The 18,910-nt window shown below is 63.3% G+C and carries 10 protein-coding genes and 1 pseudogene; 7 read left to right on the forward strand and 4 right to left on the reverse strand.

Annotation, left to right across the window (positions count from 1 at the left end):
• Nucleotides 1-753, forward strand: coding sequence for an ABC transporter permease (locus tag BS329_RS23655; protein WP_076163396.1), 753 nt, complete (start codon nt 1-3; stop codon nt 751-753).
• 45 nt (nt 754-798) lie between these two features.
• On the opposite strand, the gene BS329_RS23660 is transcribed toward BS329_RS23655, so the two are convergent.
• A complete protein-coding gene (locus tag BS329_RS23660; protein ID WP_076163397.1) occupies nt 799-3,786 on the reverse strand; it encodes a PQQ-dependent sugar dehydrogenase in 2,988 nt (995 codons plus the stop codon).
• A 472-nt stretch (nt 3,787-4,258) separates the two neighbouring features.
• Between BS329_RS23660 and BS329_RS23665 the strand changes: the two genes are divergently transcribed.
• From BS329_RS23665 to BS329_RS42750, 3 genes are all read left to right on the forward strand, one after another.
• Nucleotides 4,259-13,783 (forward strand): RHS repeat-associated core domain-containing protein, encoded by a 9,525-nt coding sequence (locus tag BS329_RS23665; protein ID WP_076163398.1) that lies wholly within the window; start codon nt 4,259-4,261, stop codon nt 13,781-13,783.
• A 1-nt stretch (nt 13,784) separates the two neighbouring features.
• Entirely contained in the window at nt 13,785-14,240 is a 456-nt protein-coding gene (locus BS329_RS23670; protein WP_158075825.1) for an SUKH-3 domain-containing protein, read from the forward strand.
• A 95-nt stretch (nt 14,241-14,335) separates the two neighbouring features.
• On the forward strand, nt 14,336-14,620 hold the full coding sequence (locus BS329_RS42750) for a hypothetical protein (protein WP_143253156.1): 285 nt from the start codon (nt 14,336-14,338) through the stop codon (nt 14,618-14,620).
• A 214-nt stretch (nt 14,621-14,834) separates the two neighbouring features.
• Here BS329_RS42750 and BS329_RS44690 read toward each other — a convergent pair.
• Nucleotides 14,835-15,074: pseudogene (locus BS329_RS44690) on the reverse strand (prolyl aminopeptidase); the annotation flags it as partial.
• A 13-nt stretch (nt 15,075-15,087) separates the two neighbouring features.
• On the opposite strand from BS329_RS44690, the gene BS329_RS43485 reads away from it, so the two are divergent.
• The 3 genes from BS329_RS43485 to BS329_RS23680 all read left to right on the forward strand — a co-directional run bounded on the left by BS329_RS43485 (nt 15,088) and on the right by BS329_RS23680 (nt 17,396).
• Nucleotides 15,088-15,297, forward strand: a complete 210-nt coding sequence (locus BS329_RS43485; protein ID WP_158075826.1) for a hypothetical protein — start codon at nt 15,088-15,090, stop codon at nt 15,295-15,297.
• Between the two features lie 14 nt (nt 15,298-15,311).
• Nucleotides 15,312-15,806, forward strand: a complete 495-nt coding sequence (locus tag BS329_RS23675) for a hypothetical protein (RefSeq protein WP_076163400.1) — start codon at nt 15,312-15,314, stop codon at nt 15,804-15,806.
• 1,089 nt (nt 15,807-16,895) lie between these two features.
• Nucleotides 16,896-17,396, forward strand: a complete 501-nt coding sequence (locus BS329_RS23680; protein ID WP_143253157.1) for an SUKH-3 domain-containing protein — start codon at nt 16,896-16,898, stop codon at nt 17,394-17,396.
• On the opposite strand, the gene BS329_RS44165 is transcribed toward BS329_RS23680, so the two are convergent.
• Complete coding sequence (locus tag BS329_RS44165; protein ID WP_208619260.1) at nt 17,390-17,761, reverse strand: hypothetical protein; 372 nt, start codon at nt 17,759-17,761, stop codon at nt 17,390-17,392. The two genes, BS329_RS23680 and BS329_RS44165, sit on opposite strands and share 7 nt — an antisense overlap.
• A 153-nt stretch (nt 17,762-17,914) precedes the next feature.
• Nucleotides 17,915-18,895 (reverse strand): prolyl aminopeptidase, encoded by a 981-nt coding sequence (gene pip / locus BS329_RS23690; RefSeq protein WP_076163402.1) that lies wholly within the window; start codon nt 18,893-18,895, stop codon nt 17,915-17,917.
• Nucleotides 18,896-18,910 lie beyond the last annotated feature (15 nt).

The raw sequence follows: 18,910 nt of genomic DNA on the forward strand, positions 1-18,910 counted from the left end.
ATGCGGCTTTCCCGGACGACCAAATACCTGCTGTTGGCGGCACTCGTACTCGGCCTCGCGGTCATCTATTTCCCGCTGCTGGTGGTGCTGCTCAATTCCTTCAACGCGGACACCACCTTCGGCTGGCCGCCGTCGAGCTTCACCCTCGAATGGTGGGGCCGGGCCGCGACCACCGCGATCGCCTTGGTACTCGGTACGATGGCGGCGTTCGCGCTCCAGAAGTACCGGTTCTTCGGCCGCAACCAGGTGTCGCTGCTGATCATCCTGCCGATCGCACTGCCCGGCGTCATCACCGGCATCGCGCTGAACAACGCGTTCCGGACGATCCTCGGCGTCGACCTCGGCCTGTTCACCGCGATCGTCGCGCACGCGACGTTCTGCATCGTGGTGGTGTTCAACAACGTCGTCGCGCGGCCGCGGCGCATGGGCGGTAACCTCGAAGAGGCGTCGATGGACCTCGGCGCCGACGGGCTCACGACGTTCCGGCTGGTCACTTTTCCGATGCGGAGTTCGGCCCTGCGGGCCGGCGGCCTACTGGCCTTCGCGCTGTCGTTCGACGAAATCATCGTCACGACGTTCACCCTCGGGACCGGACTGGAGACCCTGCCGATCTGGATCCTGAACAACCTCTTCCGGCCGAACCAGGCACCGATCGTCAACGTGGTCGCGGCGGTGCTGATCCTGGCTTCGACGGTACCGCTCTATCCGGCGCAACGTCTTTCCGGCGACACGACTTCGGGCGGACGGTTGTGAAAACGCCGGTGCGACCCGAAAGCCGCACCGGCGCTCAGGTTTCACTCAGTACCGACGGTCTTCGATCGCTCCCGTCGATCCGTTGTAGGTGATGTAGCCGAACTGGAAGTCACTGCGCTTACCGGTCGGGATGTTGTACTCGCCGCTGGTGGGGAAGCCGAGATACGACGTCTCCCAGCCGAGGTCCCGCCATCGCAGCCGGATCATTCCCTTGACCTCCCAGGCGACACTCGTTCCCGAACGCCAGTAGATCGAGTGCTCGAAGCCGCCCTGGCGGAAGTGGTTGTACTTGCCCCTGCTTCCCGGCGTCCACGTCTCGTCGGTGATCGGGTAGCCGACACCGGTCTGCCAGCCGGTCGCCGCGAATCGGTCGCGGATCGAACCGTGCACTTCGAAGGCACCCGTCGACGCCGACCAGTAGATCGAGCCGTTCCCGCTGAAGTGGGTGTACCGGCCGACATTGTCCGGCGTGGCCACCTCGTCGGTGGTCGGGTAACCGAAGAACACTTCCCAACCCAGTGAACGCCACTTCTGCCAGATACTGCCCATCACGTAGTGGGCGCCGGTCGCCGCGGTCCAGTAGATCGAGGCGTTGTTGTTGTAGAAGTGGTTGACGCGGCCGATCCCGTCCGGCGTCGTCAGCTGGTCGGTGGTCGGGAAACCGAGCGGCCCGGCCTCGCCGTTGGTCGCCTGCCACTTCGCCCGGATATCGCCATGGATGGCCATGGCCCCGATACTGGAAGTCCAATAGATCGACCCGGCACCGGTGGTCGGACCGCCCACGAAGTCGTTGTAGCGGCCATTGCCCGCCCTGGCCACGAGTTCGTCGGATTTCGGCGACCCCAGGAAGGAATGCGCCCCGAGCGTGACGTACTTGGTCAGGATCTCCCCGGCGACGGCTCTGACGCCGTGCTGCTCCGTCCAGTACAAACGGCCCGAGGTGTACAGCTGCCAGTGCCCGTCACCTTCTATGAGCTCCAGCCCTACCGGAGTGCCCACGAGAGTCCGGAGAGGGGCCTCGTCCGCGTAACGTTTCTGGATGGGTGTCTGGTAGTCCGCGCGGAGTGCCAGTCCGCTCGCGGGCATGACGATCTGCCGTGTCGGGTCCGTGCTCTGGTTGTCGGCCCACTTGGTGAAGTTCGCTCGGTCGAGCGATGTTGTCGGGGCGGATACCTGGACGGCGGCGCCCACGGTCACCAGCCGGTTCGTGTCTTCGTGCGCCCCGATCTTGATCCGCGCCGGACGACTGCCCGCGATGCTGAACCGGGCGGTTCGCGGGTTCACGACGTACCGCTGTCCCGCGGCCACGTTGCGGCCGTTCACCGCCGTCGCCGTCACCACGACCTGGGTGTCGGTTTCCGAGGGGAAAAGGAACGAGAAGGTCGGACCTGTACCCGTTCGCAGGGAGCTGACTTCGCACGTGCTGCTTCGGGGGCAGTGCAGCCGGTCGGCTCGCCAGGCGACGGTGAGCGGCCCATCTGTGCCATCGTTCGCCGATGCGGCGAGGTGCACCGATTCCCCCGCTGAGAAGACGGTCGCGTCGCCGGGAGCCGTCAGTGAGACGGTGGGACCGGCCTCGCCGGGCAAGAAGGTCTGACTGTAGTTCGCCACAGCGCCGTGGGGATCGCTCACCGTCAGCGTGACCGTCACCGGCTCTGTAGCCGAGTACGTGTGTTCCGTCGTGCGACCGCTGCCGGTGGCACCGTCACCGAAGGCCCACTGGTAGCCGAGGGACTCGAGGTCCGGGTCATGTGACCCACTCGCGTCGAACGAGATCGTCTTCGTCGCCGGAGCGACCGTCGCGGTGAAGGCAGCGACCGGGGCCTTGTTGGCAGGTTTGTAGCTCAGCCTGCGCATCTTGGCGGAAGCGGCGTCAGCCACGACTATGTCGCCGTTCGGTGCCGTCAATACGGCGACAGGGTCACCGATATCGGTGGCGAGGGCGGTGATCTGCTGCGTCGCCCGGCCGTTCGAGTCGAAGGCCAGGGTCGAGAGCGAATGTGCACCCTTGTTGGCTACGAAATGAATTCCCCGGTACGTGGCGGGATAGGAGGTTCCGGTGTAAGCGACTCCGCCGACCAAGGTATCCGCGGTTCCATGCACGGATTCGGCGAGTGGCCCGGCATTGGCGACATTGGCGCATTCCGGTAGGTCGCGATAGCCCGGTGCCCGGGTGGTTCCTTCCCAGCACGGCCATTTGAGGTTCTGCCCGGCGAACGCGAGGTTGACCTCGTGGCGCGCGCCCCAGCCGGTGTCCGTGACGATCACCCCGCCTCGAGGGTCCAGCGCGATTCGCGGATCACGCAGCCCGCTGACGTAGTTGCGGCTTCGCCACGAGCCGGAGGATCCCGCCTCGTAGTACGGATTCGTGGACAGGCCTTGGCCGCTGGTGTCGATACGCAGCACTTTCCCAGTCGGCTCTGCCGGATCCAACGCGCGCAGCGCGAACTTGTCCACGTTGTCCTTGGTCGCCCCGTCTGTCGGCCGGACGACGGAGTTGTCACCCACCGCGACCCAGAGCGTGTCGCCCGACGGCTCGACCACGACATCCTGGATGCCCTTGTTGTCGGCGTTCACCGGGAACTCGAGAAGCGGGGCTTCCTTCACCAGACCGGTCGGTGCACCCGTCCCGTCGGCCTGCCATTTACTGAGGCGGAACACCTGAGTGGACGTACCGGTCGACAACGCCCTGGTGGTATAGACCGTTCGACTGGTGGTGAAGTCAGGTGCCACCGCGATTCCGGTGAGGCCGAGCGAGCCGGACGTGAACACCGGGAGTGACGCGATCTGGGTCGGTTGGCCGCCCTGTGGTGTCAGATGAACGGTTCCCAGACGGCCGGTGCTCAGGACACTTCCGTCCGGAAGGTAGGCGGCGTCGGTGAGTTCTCCGGCCTGCTGGCCGGTGGGAGTGTCGAGCAAGACGAATTCTCCGGGTAGCACCGGCGCGGCGTGTGCCGCGGGCGCCGTGACGACCACCGTGCCCAACAGGGCGGTGGCGGCCGCGGAGACGACCAGGGATCTTCGAGTCCGCATTGGACCTTCTTTCTCCGAGTGCGGAGAGTGCCATGTGCGGAAAGTGCTCACGAACGCACAAAAATCGCGAGTTGCTCATTCTGCAACGCGACGCGACGTTCCGCCCCCAGCGCCCTCGTTTTCTGGCTATGAGCATGCCGGACGCTAGCGCCTGGTCAAGGTCCCGTCATTCGGCTGAAAGTGTGATCCCGTGCAGTCCACGACGGCCTGTGATAAACCTCATCTTCGGCTAACGCTGGAATCTTTGCGTCGAACGAGCGTTCGATGCCCTGGTGGACAAGTCCGGATGTCCATTCAGGCACGGCCATTCGGTCCAAAATCGACAAAAGGTCTTGTCGGACTTCTCAAAGCCCAGCAATATCGACTCGCCGACCTGCTCTGAAAAGGCCGAGGGCTGTCCTGGGTGGGCATCCCTAGGGGGGAAGTCATGAAGCGGATCCGTCGTAGACCTGTCCTGCGCGCAAGACTCCGGGTGACGCTCGCATTGCTGTTGATCGTCGCCTTGGTCGCGACGCTGGGGCCGGCGGCTTCGCAGCGTTTCCCGTCGTCGGACGAAGCAGGAGCCGCCGCGGCGGCGGACGCACCGAAGCAGCAATCGGGTTCCGCCGAGGGCGTTCCGGACCGGCCCACACCCGACAGCGCGGCCGCGCCGGCGGTCAACAGGGCGACAGCCGCTTCACTTCAGTCGAAGTATCCGCCGCTGACCTTCCCCGAGCCCGCCGCGGACAAGCGCAGCAGCGCGAAGGCCGTCCCGCCGCCCGCCGCCCAGGTCCGCGGTTTCGATGCACAAGCCAGCAAGGAACTACCCCAGCAGCGCACCACGCACAGCAGCGTCTACGCCAACCCTGACGGCACGCAGACCACCGTGTACGGCCACGACCCGTTGAACTTCCTACTGCCCGGGGGTGGCTATGGCCCCGTCGACACCGCCGCGGTCCCCGATCAAGCGGGTGGATGGCGTAAAGCGGGCGACGAACTCCAGGTCCACATGGGGCAGACGAGCGGCTCGATGCGGGTCAGTGATGCCGCGGGGCACGAGGCAGCCTTCACCTTGCTCGGTGCCCGAGCGGCAGCCGGACGCGCGGAAGGCAACGCGGTCGGCTATCCCGATGTCCTGTCGAACGCCGACATGCGGGTCGAGTTCACCGCGGGCGCGGCCAAGGAATGGTTCGTGCTCAAGAGCCCCGACGCTCCTCACGCATGGGAGTTCGCTCTCGGCTTGAAGGGGCTCGAGGCGAAGGTCGCAGAAGGTCAGATCGTCTTCGTCGACCAGGCGGGTGTGGTCGTCCTGCGCGTCCCGGCCGGCTACATGATCGACTCCAGTCGCCAGGAAAGCGGCGAACCCGCGACCTCCCATCGCGTCACCTATCGGCTCGGAAACCGTGACGGGAAGCAGATCCTCCGGGTAGAGCTCGACTCCGCGTGGCTGCGTGACCCGGCCCGGGTCTACCCCGTGCAGGTGGACCCGACCGTGGTCAAGGAGTCGGTCAGCACCGGCAACATGGTGGTCGAGAACGGCGCGCGCTACACGAACCTTAACGAGCTGCGCATCGGCCGCAGCGGGGGCAAGACGGCCTCGAGCTTCCTGAGGTTCGGCGGCATCGGTGGCGACCTGAAGGACAACCGGATCTTCGCCGCCCAGCTGCAGCTGACCAACTTCTGGTCCGGTTCCTGCACACCGCGCCCGATGTCGGTGCACCCCGTCACCGCGGACTGGGGTTCTTCCGGGACGCCCCCGATCGGCGCAGCGCTGGGTGGAGGAGTCTTCTCGCACGGGTACATGGCGCCCTTGGCGACCCGGTCCAACTGCCCGACGGCGCACGAGCTGATCGATCTGGGTGTCGGAGGCCGTGACCTCGTCCAGCAATGGGCGAGTGGCTCGCCCAACCACGGTCTCTCTCTTCAGGCGCCGACCGACCCGGCGGCGTGGAAACGCTTCACCGGGTCCGGAACGGCCAACCCACCGCGGCTGTACGTGACGCACTCGCCCTACAACGCCGATTACCGCATCGACCGTGCCACCCCGGAACCGCCGGTTACCCGGGTCACTCCGGGCAAGGTCAAGATCACCGTGACCAACCGTAGCGCGCAAGCGTGGTCGCGCAACGACTTCGCGCTGGGCTACCGCATTTACGACCGGAGTGGGACCCTGCGCGATTCGCACGTGGCCGCGGAGCTTCCCGGTGATGTGGCGCGAGGTGCGTCCGTCACGCTCGACGCCGAGATCAAAGCCATCGGTGTCGGCAGTTACCTGCTCGACTTCAGCATGCTGCGCAAACCGGGCGACTACTTCACCGATCACCAGGTCGCGCCGGCACGTCTCGGGCTCGACGTGTACGACGTGCCGCCGTTCATCAAGCAGCAGTACCCGCCCAACGGAGCCTCCGTCCAGACCTTGACCCCGCAGTTGTGGGCGAACGGGATCGATGTCGACCCTCCCGCGGGCAGCACCTTGAAGTACCGGTTCGAGGTGTGTGAAGAGGGTCCGGACGAGACACCCGTCAAATGCTTCAGTTCGGAGCGTCAGACGAGTCCAACGTGGACTGTTCCGGACAAGAAGCTGTTCTGGAACAAGATCTATCTCTGGCGTTCGTTCGCGTTCGACGGCAACAGCGAAAGCGAGGCGCTGCCGTTCAGCGCCATCTTGAGCGCCGTCCCGCAGCCGGCGATCACCTCGCATATGGCCATGACACCGCACAGCGGATCCGACCGTGACTTCGATCCGATGGTCGGAAACTATTACTCCAGCGCGGTCGACATCCAGATCCCCACGGCGGGCCCCGACCTGAGTGTGATCCGGACTTACAACACGCTGGATCCCCGTCGCGACCATTGGTTCGGCACCGGTTGGGCGACGAAGTACGACATGCGAGTGGTCAGAGACTACGTGGGGAACGTCCTCGTCACCTATCCCGACGGCCAGCAGATGCGGTTCGGACTCAACCCGGACGGCACCTATGCACCGCCGCAAGGCCGGTTCGCCGCTTTCAAGTCCGTGCCGGAGGGTGGGTGGACCCTGACCGACAAGTCGGCGACCACGTACCAGTTCGACGCGACCGGCAAGCTCACCGGATACACCGACGGTGTCGGACGCGGCGTGATCCTGTTCTGGGATGGGGATACCCCTGTCCGCGTGCTGGATATCGCCAGCAAGCGCCAGATCGTCTTCCAGATCCAGGACCGCAAGGTCAGCCACGTGTTCGCGACCGAGGTCAACGGGCAGATACGGCAGTGGAAGTACTTCTACGAAGGAAACCGTCTGCGGCGTGTCGAAGACCCGAGGGGGAACAGTACTCGTTACGACTACGTCGATCAGTCCCGCTTCCGCACGGTCGTCAACGACACGACACCGGATGGGTACTGGCGGCTCGGTGACCAGACCGGGGACGTCGCGGTCAGCCAGGTCGCGCTTAACCGGGGCAAGGACAACGGCAAGTACAAGAACGTCGTACTCGGGGCACCGGGTGCGGTTCCTGGGTCGGCGGACAGCGCCGCGACGTTCAACGGTTCGTCCTCTTCAGTCCAGCTGCCGGACGGTGCCGTCAAGAAGAGCAGGGACCTCGCGGTCGAACTGTGGTTCAAGACCAGCGGTTCCGGGGTTCTGCTCGGCTATCAGCAGAACGATCTTGTCGGCACCGTCCAGAACGCCTACACGCCGGCGCTGTACGTCGGTACGAACGGCAAACTCCACGGTCAGTTCGCGGACGGTACGACCGCTCCAATGGTCACCCCGGGCGTGGTCAACGACAACAAGTGGCACCACGTAGTGCTTTCCGGCTCGCTTGCGACCCAATGGCTCTACCTGGACGGCGTCCAGGTCGCGTCGAAACAGGGGGTGATCGACCACGGCAACCAGACCAAGGCATACGTGGGAGCGGGCTTCATCTCGGGTAACTGGCCCGCCAAGCCGGCCAACGACCACGGCTACTTCGCCGGGGCGATCGACGAGGTCGCCATCTTCACCAAACCCCTCGGGGACAACGCGGTCCGCGAACACTTCCAGGCCGCCCAGCCTTCGGAAGGACTGAGCAAGATCGTCTTGCCCAGCGGCAGGATCGCCGCGGAGGTGGAGTACGACACGGTCAGTGAGCGGGTCAAGACCTACACCGACCGCAACGGCGGGAAATGGCGGCTGGGCGTCCCGGTGATCACCGGTGAGGACAACAACCTGATCCGCACCGTCCAGTTCGCCGACCCTGGGAACCGTAACCACACCTTCGACTACGACCCGGTCCGGGGCCGGATCCTGAGGACGGTCACTCCGCTGGGGCTCGGCGTGCGCCCGGAGGATCAGATCGGCCAGCCCGCCGGCGAGATCGGCTACGGGATCCGGACCTACGACTACGACGACGAAGGCAATCAGAACACGATCGTCTCCGAGAACCTCAACAAGGTCACGCTCGGCTTCGACCAACGCGGCAACGTGGTCAGCAAGCAGACCTGTTTGATGGTCGGGACGTGCCAGACCGAATACTTCGGCTACTACCTCAACTCCACGAATCCACTCGATCCGTCCAACGACAAGGTCTTGTGGAGCCGGGACGGCAGGTCGACGAACGCGAGCGACAACCGATACCTGACGACGTACACCTACAACGCCAAGGGCGATCTCCTCACCCAGGAGATGCCTGACGGTGGGAAGGTCACGCACACCTACACCACGGGCACCGAGCAGTCGCTCGACGACGCGCAGTCCCCTGTTCCCGCAGACCTGCTCCTGAACACCGTCGGGGCCACGGGTGAAAACACGAACTACCGGTACTACAAATCGGGCGATCTCGGCGAGATCCATCAGCAGTCCGGTATGCGCACGCGCTTCGTTTATGACGTGGGGGGAAGACGGACGTCATCCACGATCTATGTGGACGCGTTCCCCGACGGCATCACGACCACATATGAGTACGACGCGCTGTCCAGAGTGATCGCGGAGACAGGACCCGCGACCACGAACAGTGTCACTGGCGTCAAACATCAGGCGCGGACTGTCACGGACTACGACGAGGACGGCAACGTCAAGCGGGAGGAGACCACCGACGTCCTCGGTGGCGATCCGGCCCGTGTCACCGCCCGCGAGTACGACGAGCACGGGCGGCTGGTGAATCTCGTCAACCCCGAGGGCAAGGAGACGCGGTACGGCTTCGACATCTTCGGCAACCGGATGTTCGAGATCGATGCCAGTGGTGTGAAGCGGTCCTATGCCTATACGGCCCGCAACGAGGTCGCCGAAATACGGCTGCACGATTGGCACGGTGGCGTGGTCGACCCGGCCGGTGGCGACGGTCGCCCCGGTGACGGCGAGGGTGACACCGATCCGGCGAATTCGAAGCCGACGGTGCTCGAGTCGTTCCGGTACGACGAGTCCGGGCGGCAGATCCTGCACACCGACGCGATGGGCCGCAAGACACGGAACAACTACTACGCCAACGATCTGGTCGCTCAGGTCGTGGCGGAGGGTTACCAGGATCCTGTCACCGGATACGTTCGCGACCTCGTACTGGAGAACAACAGCTACGACGGTGCCGGGAACCTGACCAAGCAGACCACCGCGGGCAACCGGACTACGACCTACGACTACGACGTCGTGAGCAGGCTCATCCAGACCAGGGAAGACCCCGGCAAGCTCGACCGCAGCACGAGGCTGATCTACGACCGCAGTGGCAACGTGATCCGCACCGAGAAGTCCGGTAACCCCTCGAACACCGGTGGCGGGCAGGTGAACACCGCCGAGGTCACCGAGTTCGAATACAACGCCTCCGGTCAGCGGATCAAGCAAACCGTCCACAATGGTCTGGAGCGGCTGGTCACCCAGTGGGCCTACGACGAGCGTGGTATGCCGACGGCGGTGACGGATCCTCGTGGGAATCCGTCGTTGCCCGACTACACCACGACGATGAAGTACGACGAACTTGCCAGGCCCATCCAGGCCACCGGTCCGCGAGTCCGCACCGAATCGAACGGCGGTGCACCGGCAGACATCCGGGCGACGATGGTCACCGGATACGACACCTTCGGCTCGGTCACGCAGACGAAGGATCCGCTCGGCCGGGTGACGACGGCGGAATACGACAAGCTCGGGCAGCTAGTGAAGGCGAGCATGCCCTCGTACACGCCGCCCGGTGCCACGGCGCCGATCACACCGACCAAGGAGATCCGCTACGACGCCATGGGGCGGGTGATCAAGCAGATCGACGCCCGTCAGCACGCGACCGAGCTCCGGTACGATCAGCTGGGCAGGCTGCTGGAACGGCACGACCCGCAGGACGGTGGCACGGCCGCCGGGGTCTGGAAGTACTCGTACACGACGACCGGCCTGCCGCTGTCCGCGACTTCGCCGACAGGCGCCCGGGTCGAAGCGACCTATGACGAACTGGGTCGCAAGGTGACATCGACCGCGGTGGAACGGTTCCCCAACCCGACTTCGCACACCACGCGGTACCGGAACGACGACGCGGGCAACGTCGTGTCGGTCGAGAACCCGGCCGGCGAGAAGATCCTGAGCACCTACGACAAGCTGAACCAGCTGATCACCGCGGTCGACCCGGCAGGCGTCACGACTCAGCGGGGTTACGACCGGCAGGGACGTCTCGTCCGGGCGAGCGATGGTGCGGGTGCCACGAAACGGCTCAACTACGACCTGGCGGGCCGCAGGATCTCCGAGTTCGACGTCGACGGGCAGTGGACGGGCTCGCAGCCGGTGCTGCGGGAGCGCAAGTTCACTTACGACCCGGCCGGCAACGTGAAGACGGCGGAGGACTGGGAGAAGCGCGTCACGACTTTCTCCTACGACGCGGCGAACCGGCTGTCCGGTCAGGTCGAGCCTGTCGCGGACGGAAAGACGATCACGACGTCGTTCGGCTACGACGCCGCCGGGAATCGCACCAGGTTCACCGACGGCCGGACGAACAAGACCGTCTTCACCTACAACAGCCTGAACCTGCCGGAATCGGTGATCGAGCCGTCCACCGCAGCGCATCCCGCGGCAGCGGACCGGACCTGGACACAGTCCTATGACGCGGCGGGCAACGCGACGCGCTTGACCGCGCCGGGGAACGTTAACCGCGATCGGACCTTCGACGCCCTGAACCGGATGGTGACGGAGACCGGCTCGGGCGCCGAGACACAAACCGCCGACAAGACACGGACCTACGACGCCGACGGTCGTCTGCGGGTGGCGGGGAGCAACGCGTACACCTACAACGATCGCGGTGGTCTGCTGACCGCGACCGGTACTTCCGGTGCGTCGTCCTTCGAATACGACACCGCCGGACGCGTCACCACCCGGACGGATGCCGCGGGCACGACCCGATACGGCTACCTCAAGGGGCGCCTGAACACCGTCACCGACGGTGCGACCGGCGGCGTGCTGACCTACGGCTACAACGAGGCAGGGAAGGTCAAGACGGTCGACTACGGCGCCGGCCGTGTCCGTACCTACGACTACGACAACCTGGCGCGGCCGAAGTCCGATGTCCTGAAGGAAGCGAACGGGACGGTTCTCTCGTCCGTCGCCTACACCTACGACCCGAACGACCGGGTCAAGACGAAGACGACCGCGGGATTGGCGGGCTCCGGTCAGAACAGCTATTCGTATGACTACCAGGGGCGGATGCTCTCCTGGACCGACCCGGTAGGCAAGGCGACCGAGTACGGCTGGGACGACACGGGCAACCGCGTCAAGGCGGGTGACAAGAACGCGACCTACGACGAGCGGAACCGCGTCCTCGCCGATGGCGACTACACGTACGCCTACTCGCCGCGCGGTTCGCTGAGTTCACGCACGTCGTCCGGCATGGAGGAGAAGTACTCCTTCGACGCCTTCGACAGGCTGGTCAAGTTCGGCACGACCGAATACACGTATGACGACTTCGACCGGCTCGCGACCCGAGGCGGACAGAAGTTCTCCTACGCGGGAATGGAACGGGACACTGTCAGCGACGGCGTCTCGCGGTTCGGCCGCGGGCCTGATGGCTCACTGGTGTCGCTTTCGCAGGGAACCGACTCCAGGCTCACGCTTTCCGATCGGCACGGCGATGTCATCGGCGCGTTGGCGCCCGCGTCCGGAGGCGTCGTCGACTCGACGGCGTACGACCCGTACGGCAAGCGGATCGCGTCGACAGGTGTCCAACGGTCGGTCGGTTTCCAGGGCGACTGGACGGATCCCGACAACGGGAACGTCAACATGGGAGCGCGGTGGTACCAGCCGGGTTCCGGTACCTTCGCCTCCCGCGACAGCATCGATCTGCCGTTCTCGCCGTCGATCAGCGCCAATCGGTATTCGTACGTCCTCGGCTCGCCGCTGAACTACTTCGACCCTGACGGTCACGGTTGGTTCAGTGACCTGTGGGACAAGGCGGGTGGCATCGTGCACACCGCCCTGGACGTGGCGGGCATGATCCCCGGGATCGGCGAGATCGCCGACCTGGCGAACGCCGCGATCTACGCGGTGGAGGGTGACTGGGAGAATGCCGCGTGGTCGGCCGCGGGCGCCATCCCGTTCGGTGGCAACGCCGCGACCGCGGCGAAGTGGGCCCGAAAGGCGGGTGACTTCATCGGCGGCGGTCGCCGGGCGGGTCGTCATGCTGATGATGCGATCGGTCTCGGCCGCCGCTATGGCGATGATGTCGCCGGTGCGGCTCGTCGAACCGCTGGTGACGCCGCTGCGTCTGCCGCACGCAAGGCTTCCGCGGTCGCGGCTGCCCGAAAGGCGGCGGCCGCGGCTGCTGCGGCGGCCGCTCGGCGGGCTGCGGCGATCTTGGCGAAGAAGAAGGCGGCTGCGGCTGCTGCGCGGGGTGCCGCGGAGCGGACGGCGAAGCGGAATCCGATTCCGGCGTTGAAGGCGGCGTTGAAGCCGGTGTTCAAGGGGACGGATCTGGTGTCGTCGTCTCCGTTGATGCCGGCGCGGGTGGTGCAGGCGTTCAAGGCGGACGTTCAGGATTCCGGCCGGGTTTTCGACTTTTTCAAGAAGCAGGTGGTGGGGGACGGGGCTGTCGTCCAGAACGTCGCGGAGACTGTGACGGCGGTGTCGGAGATTGCTCAGTCGGGTGCTTCTCCTGATGATCTTCTGTCTGCCTTGGGTGGTCTGGCTGGGCGGAACAAGAGTCGGGGTAAGCATCACGACGAGTCGTCTGGTGGGGCGGATCCGGGCTGTGTGACGCAGAAGAACAGCTTCGATCCGAACACCTTGGTGGTGATGGGTGACGGGTCTCGGAAGCCGATCAAGGATGTGAGGGTCGGGGACAAGGTCCTGGCGAAGGATCCGACGACGGGCCGTACCGCTGTCCGTGTGGTGACGGATGCGCGCTCGCATGCGAGCCAGCGGACGTTGGTCGAGGTCGGTGTCGCGAGTGGTGCCGATCGCGGGTCCTTGGTGGCGACGGACGAGCATCCGTTTTGGGTGGAGTCGGAGAAGCGGTGGTCTCACGCTGTTGATCTGAAGCCGGGTCATCGGTTGGAGACCGGGGACCACCGAGACGCCACCGTCACCGGTACCAGGTCGTGGTCCGAGACGCGGCGGGTCTACAACCTGACCGTCGACACCGACCACACGTACTACGTCCTCGCAGGTCAGGCACCCGTACTTACCCACAACTGCGACGGAGGGGCGCTGGGGGCGGCGCAGGGGGTAGCAGATGCTTCGGCGACAATCCGCCCTGACGCATCGAGGCCTGCTGTTGCAGAGGCTATTCAGCTGGTTGGTGGGCAAATCTTTGGCAGTGCTAGCGTTCGAGGAGAAAGGGTCCGCGTACACCCGGCCGTGCAGGTCGTGTTGAATACGGTTTTGCCCGGGGAGCGTGGCAACGGGCATGGGCAATGTGGTTTGGTCGTCTGTCTATCGCAGGCGCTCTTCAACGGGGAAAGTCCGGTGGGAGCTGATGCCGCTGCGGTCTTGATCAGAAGCAGCGTCGAGCACTCAAAACACGGAAATCCGATAGGCCCATGTAGTAGCTGCAGGGCACTTAGTGAACATTTCAATCTCAATTTCACAACAGGTGGCTAGAGTGACAGATTTTTCTGCAGAGGCGAAGGACGCCTTGTTTGCGGCAGGATGGACTCCTGGGAGAAGGGTCGATATTGCGGATTGGTGTGCTCGCCTGACGGAATCTGGAGTTGCGGTACATGATTCGGCAAAAGCTTTTCTGGCTGAGTTTGGCAAAATTTCTATTGAATTTAGCGGTAAAGGTATTTCGCGAGCCAGGGAAGCTTTTAGTATCGATCCAAGTCTTTGCTTGGGCGAAGAGGGGAGGTTTTTTGAATGGGGACAGTTGATTGGGAAAATTATTGTCCCTGTCGGCGAGCTTGATGAGGGTAGGTCATTTCTTGGGATTGATGAAGATGGTGCAATCTATTTAGTTGTTGATTGGCTTGGAAAATTCGGTTCGGGTTGCGCCGGAATTGAATCTCTAGTCTTGGGGGTTGCACCAGAAACGATTTATGATAGCTATCCAAAGTCCTAGTCTGTCCTTAATGGCATGAAAGATTCTGAGGTCGGGGTGTCGAAGGAATTGTTCGGCATACTCAATAGGTATAAGCTAACGCTGCTGGACGGTCGATGAGTTCTGATGGCTTGACTGACTTCGAAATTCGACAGCTTGGCCGATTAGTGGATGCCAAGGTTGCTGCCGTCTTCCGCTGGGGCGTGATTGTTGATATCAACCTATCTCGGCCGGGTCTCATAGACGCACTGTACGTTGATGATTCGGATAGTTATGTAGTTGACGATGTTGTACGCGTTTACCTTGATAGCTATGACCGGCAGAAAGATAAGATCATCGCACGTCCGCCGCATCAGGTACCGCTGCTGGATCGACTTCGAGAAAAAGGGTTCGATCTATGATGATAAAAAACGTTCTGTCTATTTGGAGGGCTGGTTAGTGAAAAAGGGGTAACTGTGGTGAAATCCTTCGCTTTATTTCAAGAAGAAATGTATCTTTGATGAAAAGAAGCCGTTGTACGGGTGGTGTTAAGAGGCGGTCAATAGGCTGAGTTGGCCTGGTTCGAGTTGTGGTGCGGGATCGCCGAAGACTTGGGGCTAGGAGCCTCGACCACGTCGACCGGAAGGATTCCGTCGCGGCCCGGGTCGCGGCTAGCATCCCCGGATCCGTCACCGCATGGCCGGCCGCCTCCATCAACTCCAGCTTCGAGTCCGCCCGGGCCTGCCGTAGCTCATAGGCCGTCTTTGGAAGAAACACCGCGTCGTACCGTCCCTGCACGATCACGCCGGGAATCCCCGACAGCTTCCCGGCCTCCCGGACCAACTGCCCATCCTCAAGCCATGCCCCATGGCAGAAGCCGATCAAGGGTGTGAAGGTCGGTGATCGGGTTCTGGCGAAGGATCCGACGACGGGGCGTTCTGCGGTTCGGGTGGTAATGGATGCCCGTTCGCATGCGAGTCTGCGGACGTTGGTGGAGGTCGGTGTCGCGAGCGAGGCTGGTCGTGGCTCGGTGGTGGCGACGGATGAGCATCCGTTCTGGGTGGTGTCGGAGAGCGGTGGTCTCACGCTGTTGATCTGAAGCCGGGTCATCGGTTGGAGACCGGGGATCATCAGGATGCGACGGTCACCGGTACCAGGTCGTGGTCTGAGACGCGGCGGGTCTACAACCTGACCGTCGACACTGACCACACGTACTACGTTGTCGCAGGCCAGACGCCAGTCCTCACCCACAACTGCGGCGGCTTGGACTGGGGTCGTGCGAAGATTCAGCAGAATGGCGTCGATGCGGTTGAGCGGCATCTGCAACCATTCACCGATGGTGGGCCGCTGGAGTCGGCCGAGCAAGGCATGTTGAACCGCCTCCGTTCCATTTCAAACGGAGATTTTGCACCGACGTCGCACGATCTCCGTTTTTACACCCATGAGCTTCGCGAATCAGTGTTGTATCGAAAGTCGGGGTATCCATCCGGACAACCCGACGATGACTCGTATGAACTCTGGGACAAGCTACACACGCAGTCTCTGGTGGACTACGGCCTGACCCGAGCCGGTGCACCCTCTGACCTGTACCATCCCAGTGTAAGGTGAGGTAGTGAATCTTATCCCGATCTCTCTGGCTCTTGAAGTAATTCGTGATGGGGGCGGGAAATGGGACACCCGAACCATTGATCTGAAGCTCGGGCGGCGTGGTGCCCGCATCGAGGGCAATATCCTTGCTGATCTTCGTTCCATCGCCAGTCAGGGGCTAATTTGTGAGGGCGAATCAGGGGCAGGCGCTACTGGGCCTCGATGGTGCCTTACCGAGCGCGGAACAGCATGGCTTGAAGCAGGTGGCCAGGGCAACTATGAGTTGAGTGAATAAGTTCGCTGGCGCGTAGGTGGCGCCTTGTTTGCCCGCTACTGCCGTGCAGTCAGCGGTGTCCAGCCCGGCGCCGCCGTTCCGATCTCGAGGTTCCCCTGCCTGGTGCTTAGCTTCGTCCGGGTCGTCGGGGGCGGGAGATGGCCGATCAACCACCCCCGCTTCGGAGACTCGGGCAATCGAGGTGTTCATGAATGAATGAGTAAGAGCACCGTCAAGTGTCAGTGAGCCGCCCTGGGGTTGATGGAGACTCCATCAACCCCAGGGCGGCTCACAAATTTGATCGAACCATCGAGATATTGGTGAAGGCTGTTTGCCAGTGCTTCGCTTAGAGTTCAACGTTCAAGTATAATTCGCACGCGAGCAAGTGGACGTTGATGGGGACCGGATGAGTATCCGTTCTGGTTTGGTCGGAGAAGTGATGGTCGAACGCTATTGATCTGAAGACCGGGCACCGGCTGGAGGCCGGTGACCACCGGAATGCCACGGTCACGGGGACGCGGTCCTGGTCCGAGACCCGGCGGATCTACCGGGGTACGGATATGGTTTCCAGAGGTCACTCTGGTCATTCGTCCCGCACCGCCTATTTCGAGCCCGAGATTGATTCCGTTCTTACGGATGGTGGGCAGATCGCTGGCCGCGGAGCCGATAACTGTGCCGATCCGGGCCTGCAATGCTCTAATCGCCGAACATGGAGCCGATTTTGAGGATCAAGTCGGGCGCTCCCTGCGGTTGAGTGACATCGAGTTCTTGACCGTTCGCAGTGCCACGGGTGCCCCAGAAGCGGCGTGCTTATCCTGTCGGAGTGTTCTTGTTCGGTGTGGAGCGACAGACCTATCGAGGTAAAAATAATGCGCGAGTCGGAGCTGGAGAAATTCCTCAGGTCGTGTGGCTGGGAGGGGGCTGGGTTTCGCCGTGAGACGGATGCCATCGTGGCGGGTCTGGAGCGTGTCGGTTTCGCCTGTCATGAGGAGGCAAGGAAGTTCTTGGGTGAATATCTTGGTCTAAGGATCGACCATCTCCCAGCCCTTGTTATCGCGGGGGAGAGGATCTCAAGTTGGACGAATTTTGATCCGTCCGCGGTCTGCACCATCCGTGATGCAGACGTGGCTCGCCGATGCACAGAGGTGGCTGACACCCCCCTATTCCCGATTGGCGTGGACAGCTTCCATCTGACCGTGTACTCGGGAAGCGCCGGAAGGTTCTATGCAGGGTTCGATTCATCGGTCTATCAATATGGGGAAGATCGCAATGCAATGTTCTCGATGATGAGGGCTGGAATTCGACCAATTTCATTGAGTGAGTGGACGCTTCAGTGAGAAGGATGCGCGGCAGCCTTGATGAACTTGGGTTCTTCAGAAAACGACACCCTCTCGGCTGAGGATTCAGAACCCTGAAACCGCACACGAGCCCTCATCGACAGTGATGTCGATGAGGGCTCTGCGGTTTTGACGGCAACGTCAGCGGACGACGGCTGTGGCGGGTGGGTCGTCAGGATCGTCGTCCTGGTCGCCGAGGGGGTCCCCATGGCGTCGATGGCTTGGCGTTGCGGGCGGAGTCGGACGTGGGCGTAGGCGTCGGCGGTGACGTCGATGTCGGCGTGGCTTAACAGCTCCTTGATCACAACGAGATCGACGCCCTGTTTCAGGGCGGCGCGGTTGAGATCTTTTAATACACCATGCATGAACTGTGTTGGAGTTCGGTTTTAGATTTCGCCAGGACGAGACTCGAAAGTGAACCAAGCATAACGAAGCGAGCGCTGTTGAGAACCGCTATTGATGCCTTCGAGGAAGATTGGGATGATCGCGATCTATTCAGGCGTTACGGAGGGTAAAAATCAGGTTATTATGCCTCTGCATGGCATACGTCGGAAAGAGTCCGTCGCGGCCCGAAGTGCCGCCAGCATCCCCGGATCCGTCACGGCGTGACCGGCCGCCTCGACCAACTCCAGCTTCGAGTCCGGCCAAGCCTGGTGCAGTTCGTAGGCCGTCACCGGCGGACACACCGCGTCGTACCGTCCCTGCACGATCACGCCAGGAATCCCCGACAGCTTCCCGGCCTCCCGGACCAACTGCCCATCCTCAAGCCATGCCCCATGGCAGAAGTAGTGCAACGCGAGTCGCGCGAAGGTGACCGCGAAGTCCGGCGACGCGTACTGATGGTGGAAGCCCGGATCCGGGCGCAGGCAGACGATCGCGCCTTCCCAGACGCTCCAGGCGATGGCGGCACGTTCCCGAATCATCCGATCGGAGTGATAGACGAGTTCGCGGTAGGCCGACAGCGGGTCAGCGCGGCGCTCTTCGGGGATCGGTGCGAGGAAGGCTTCCCACTCGCGGGGGAAGAGGTTCGCGGCGCCGCCGTTGTAGATCCAGTCAAGTTCGTTGCGGCGGGCGGTGAAGACGCCGCGCAGGATGATTTCGCTGACCCGGCTCGGGTGGGTTTCGGCGTAGGCGAGGGCGAGGGTCGCGCCCCACGAGCCGCCGAAGAGCTGCCATTGTTCGAGATTCAGCCGTTCGCGCAGCTTTTCCATGTCCGAGACGAGGTGCCAGAGGGTGTTGACCGACAGGTCGACGTCCGGTGTTCCGATGTGCGGAGTGCTGCGGCCGGCGCCGCGCTGGTCGAACAGGATGATCCGGTAGGCCTCGGGGTCGAAATGCCGCCGGGCCATGGGCGAGATACCGCTACCAGGGCCGCCATGCAGGACGACCACCGGTTTGCCGTCCGGGTTCCCGGCTTCCTGGCAGTAGATCCGGTGCCCGTCGCCGACGTCGAGCATGCCCTCGGCACGCACGTGGATCGGCGGGTACAGATCGTCCATAAAGACACTCTGCCC

This window comes from Amycolatopsis coloradensis (assembly GCF_001953865.1).
Classification (GTDB): Bacteria; Actinomycetota; Actinomycetes; order Mycobacteriales; family Pseudonocardiaceae; genus Amycolatopsis; species Amycolatopsis coloradensis.

Excerpts from the sequence above, each read along its gene's own strand:
- BS329_RS23660 (WP_076163397.1), bottom strand. The coding sequence starts at position 3,786 with ATGCGGACTCGAAGATCCCTGGTCGTCTCCGCGGCCGCCACCGCCCTG.
- BS329_RS42750 (WP_143253156.1), top strand. The coding sequence starts at position 14,336 with ATGAGTTCTGATGGCTTGACTGACTTCGAAATTCGACAGCTTGGCCGA.
- BS329_RS23655 (WP_076163396.1), top strand. The coding sequence starts at position 1 with ATGCGGCTTTCCCGGACGACCAAATACCTGCTGTTGGCGGCACTCGTA.
- pip (WP_076163402.1), bottom strand. The coding sequence starts at position 18,895 with ATGGACGATCTGTACCCGCCGATCCACGTGCGTGCCGAGGGCATGCTC.
- BS329_RS44165 (WP_208619260.1), bottom strand. The coding sequence starts at position 17,761 with ATGCATGGTGTATTAAAAGATCTCAACCGCGCCGCCCTGAAACAGGGC.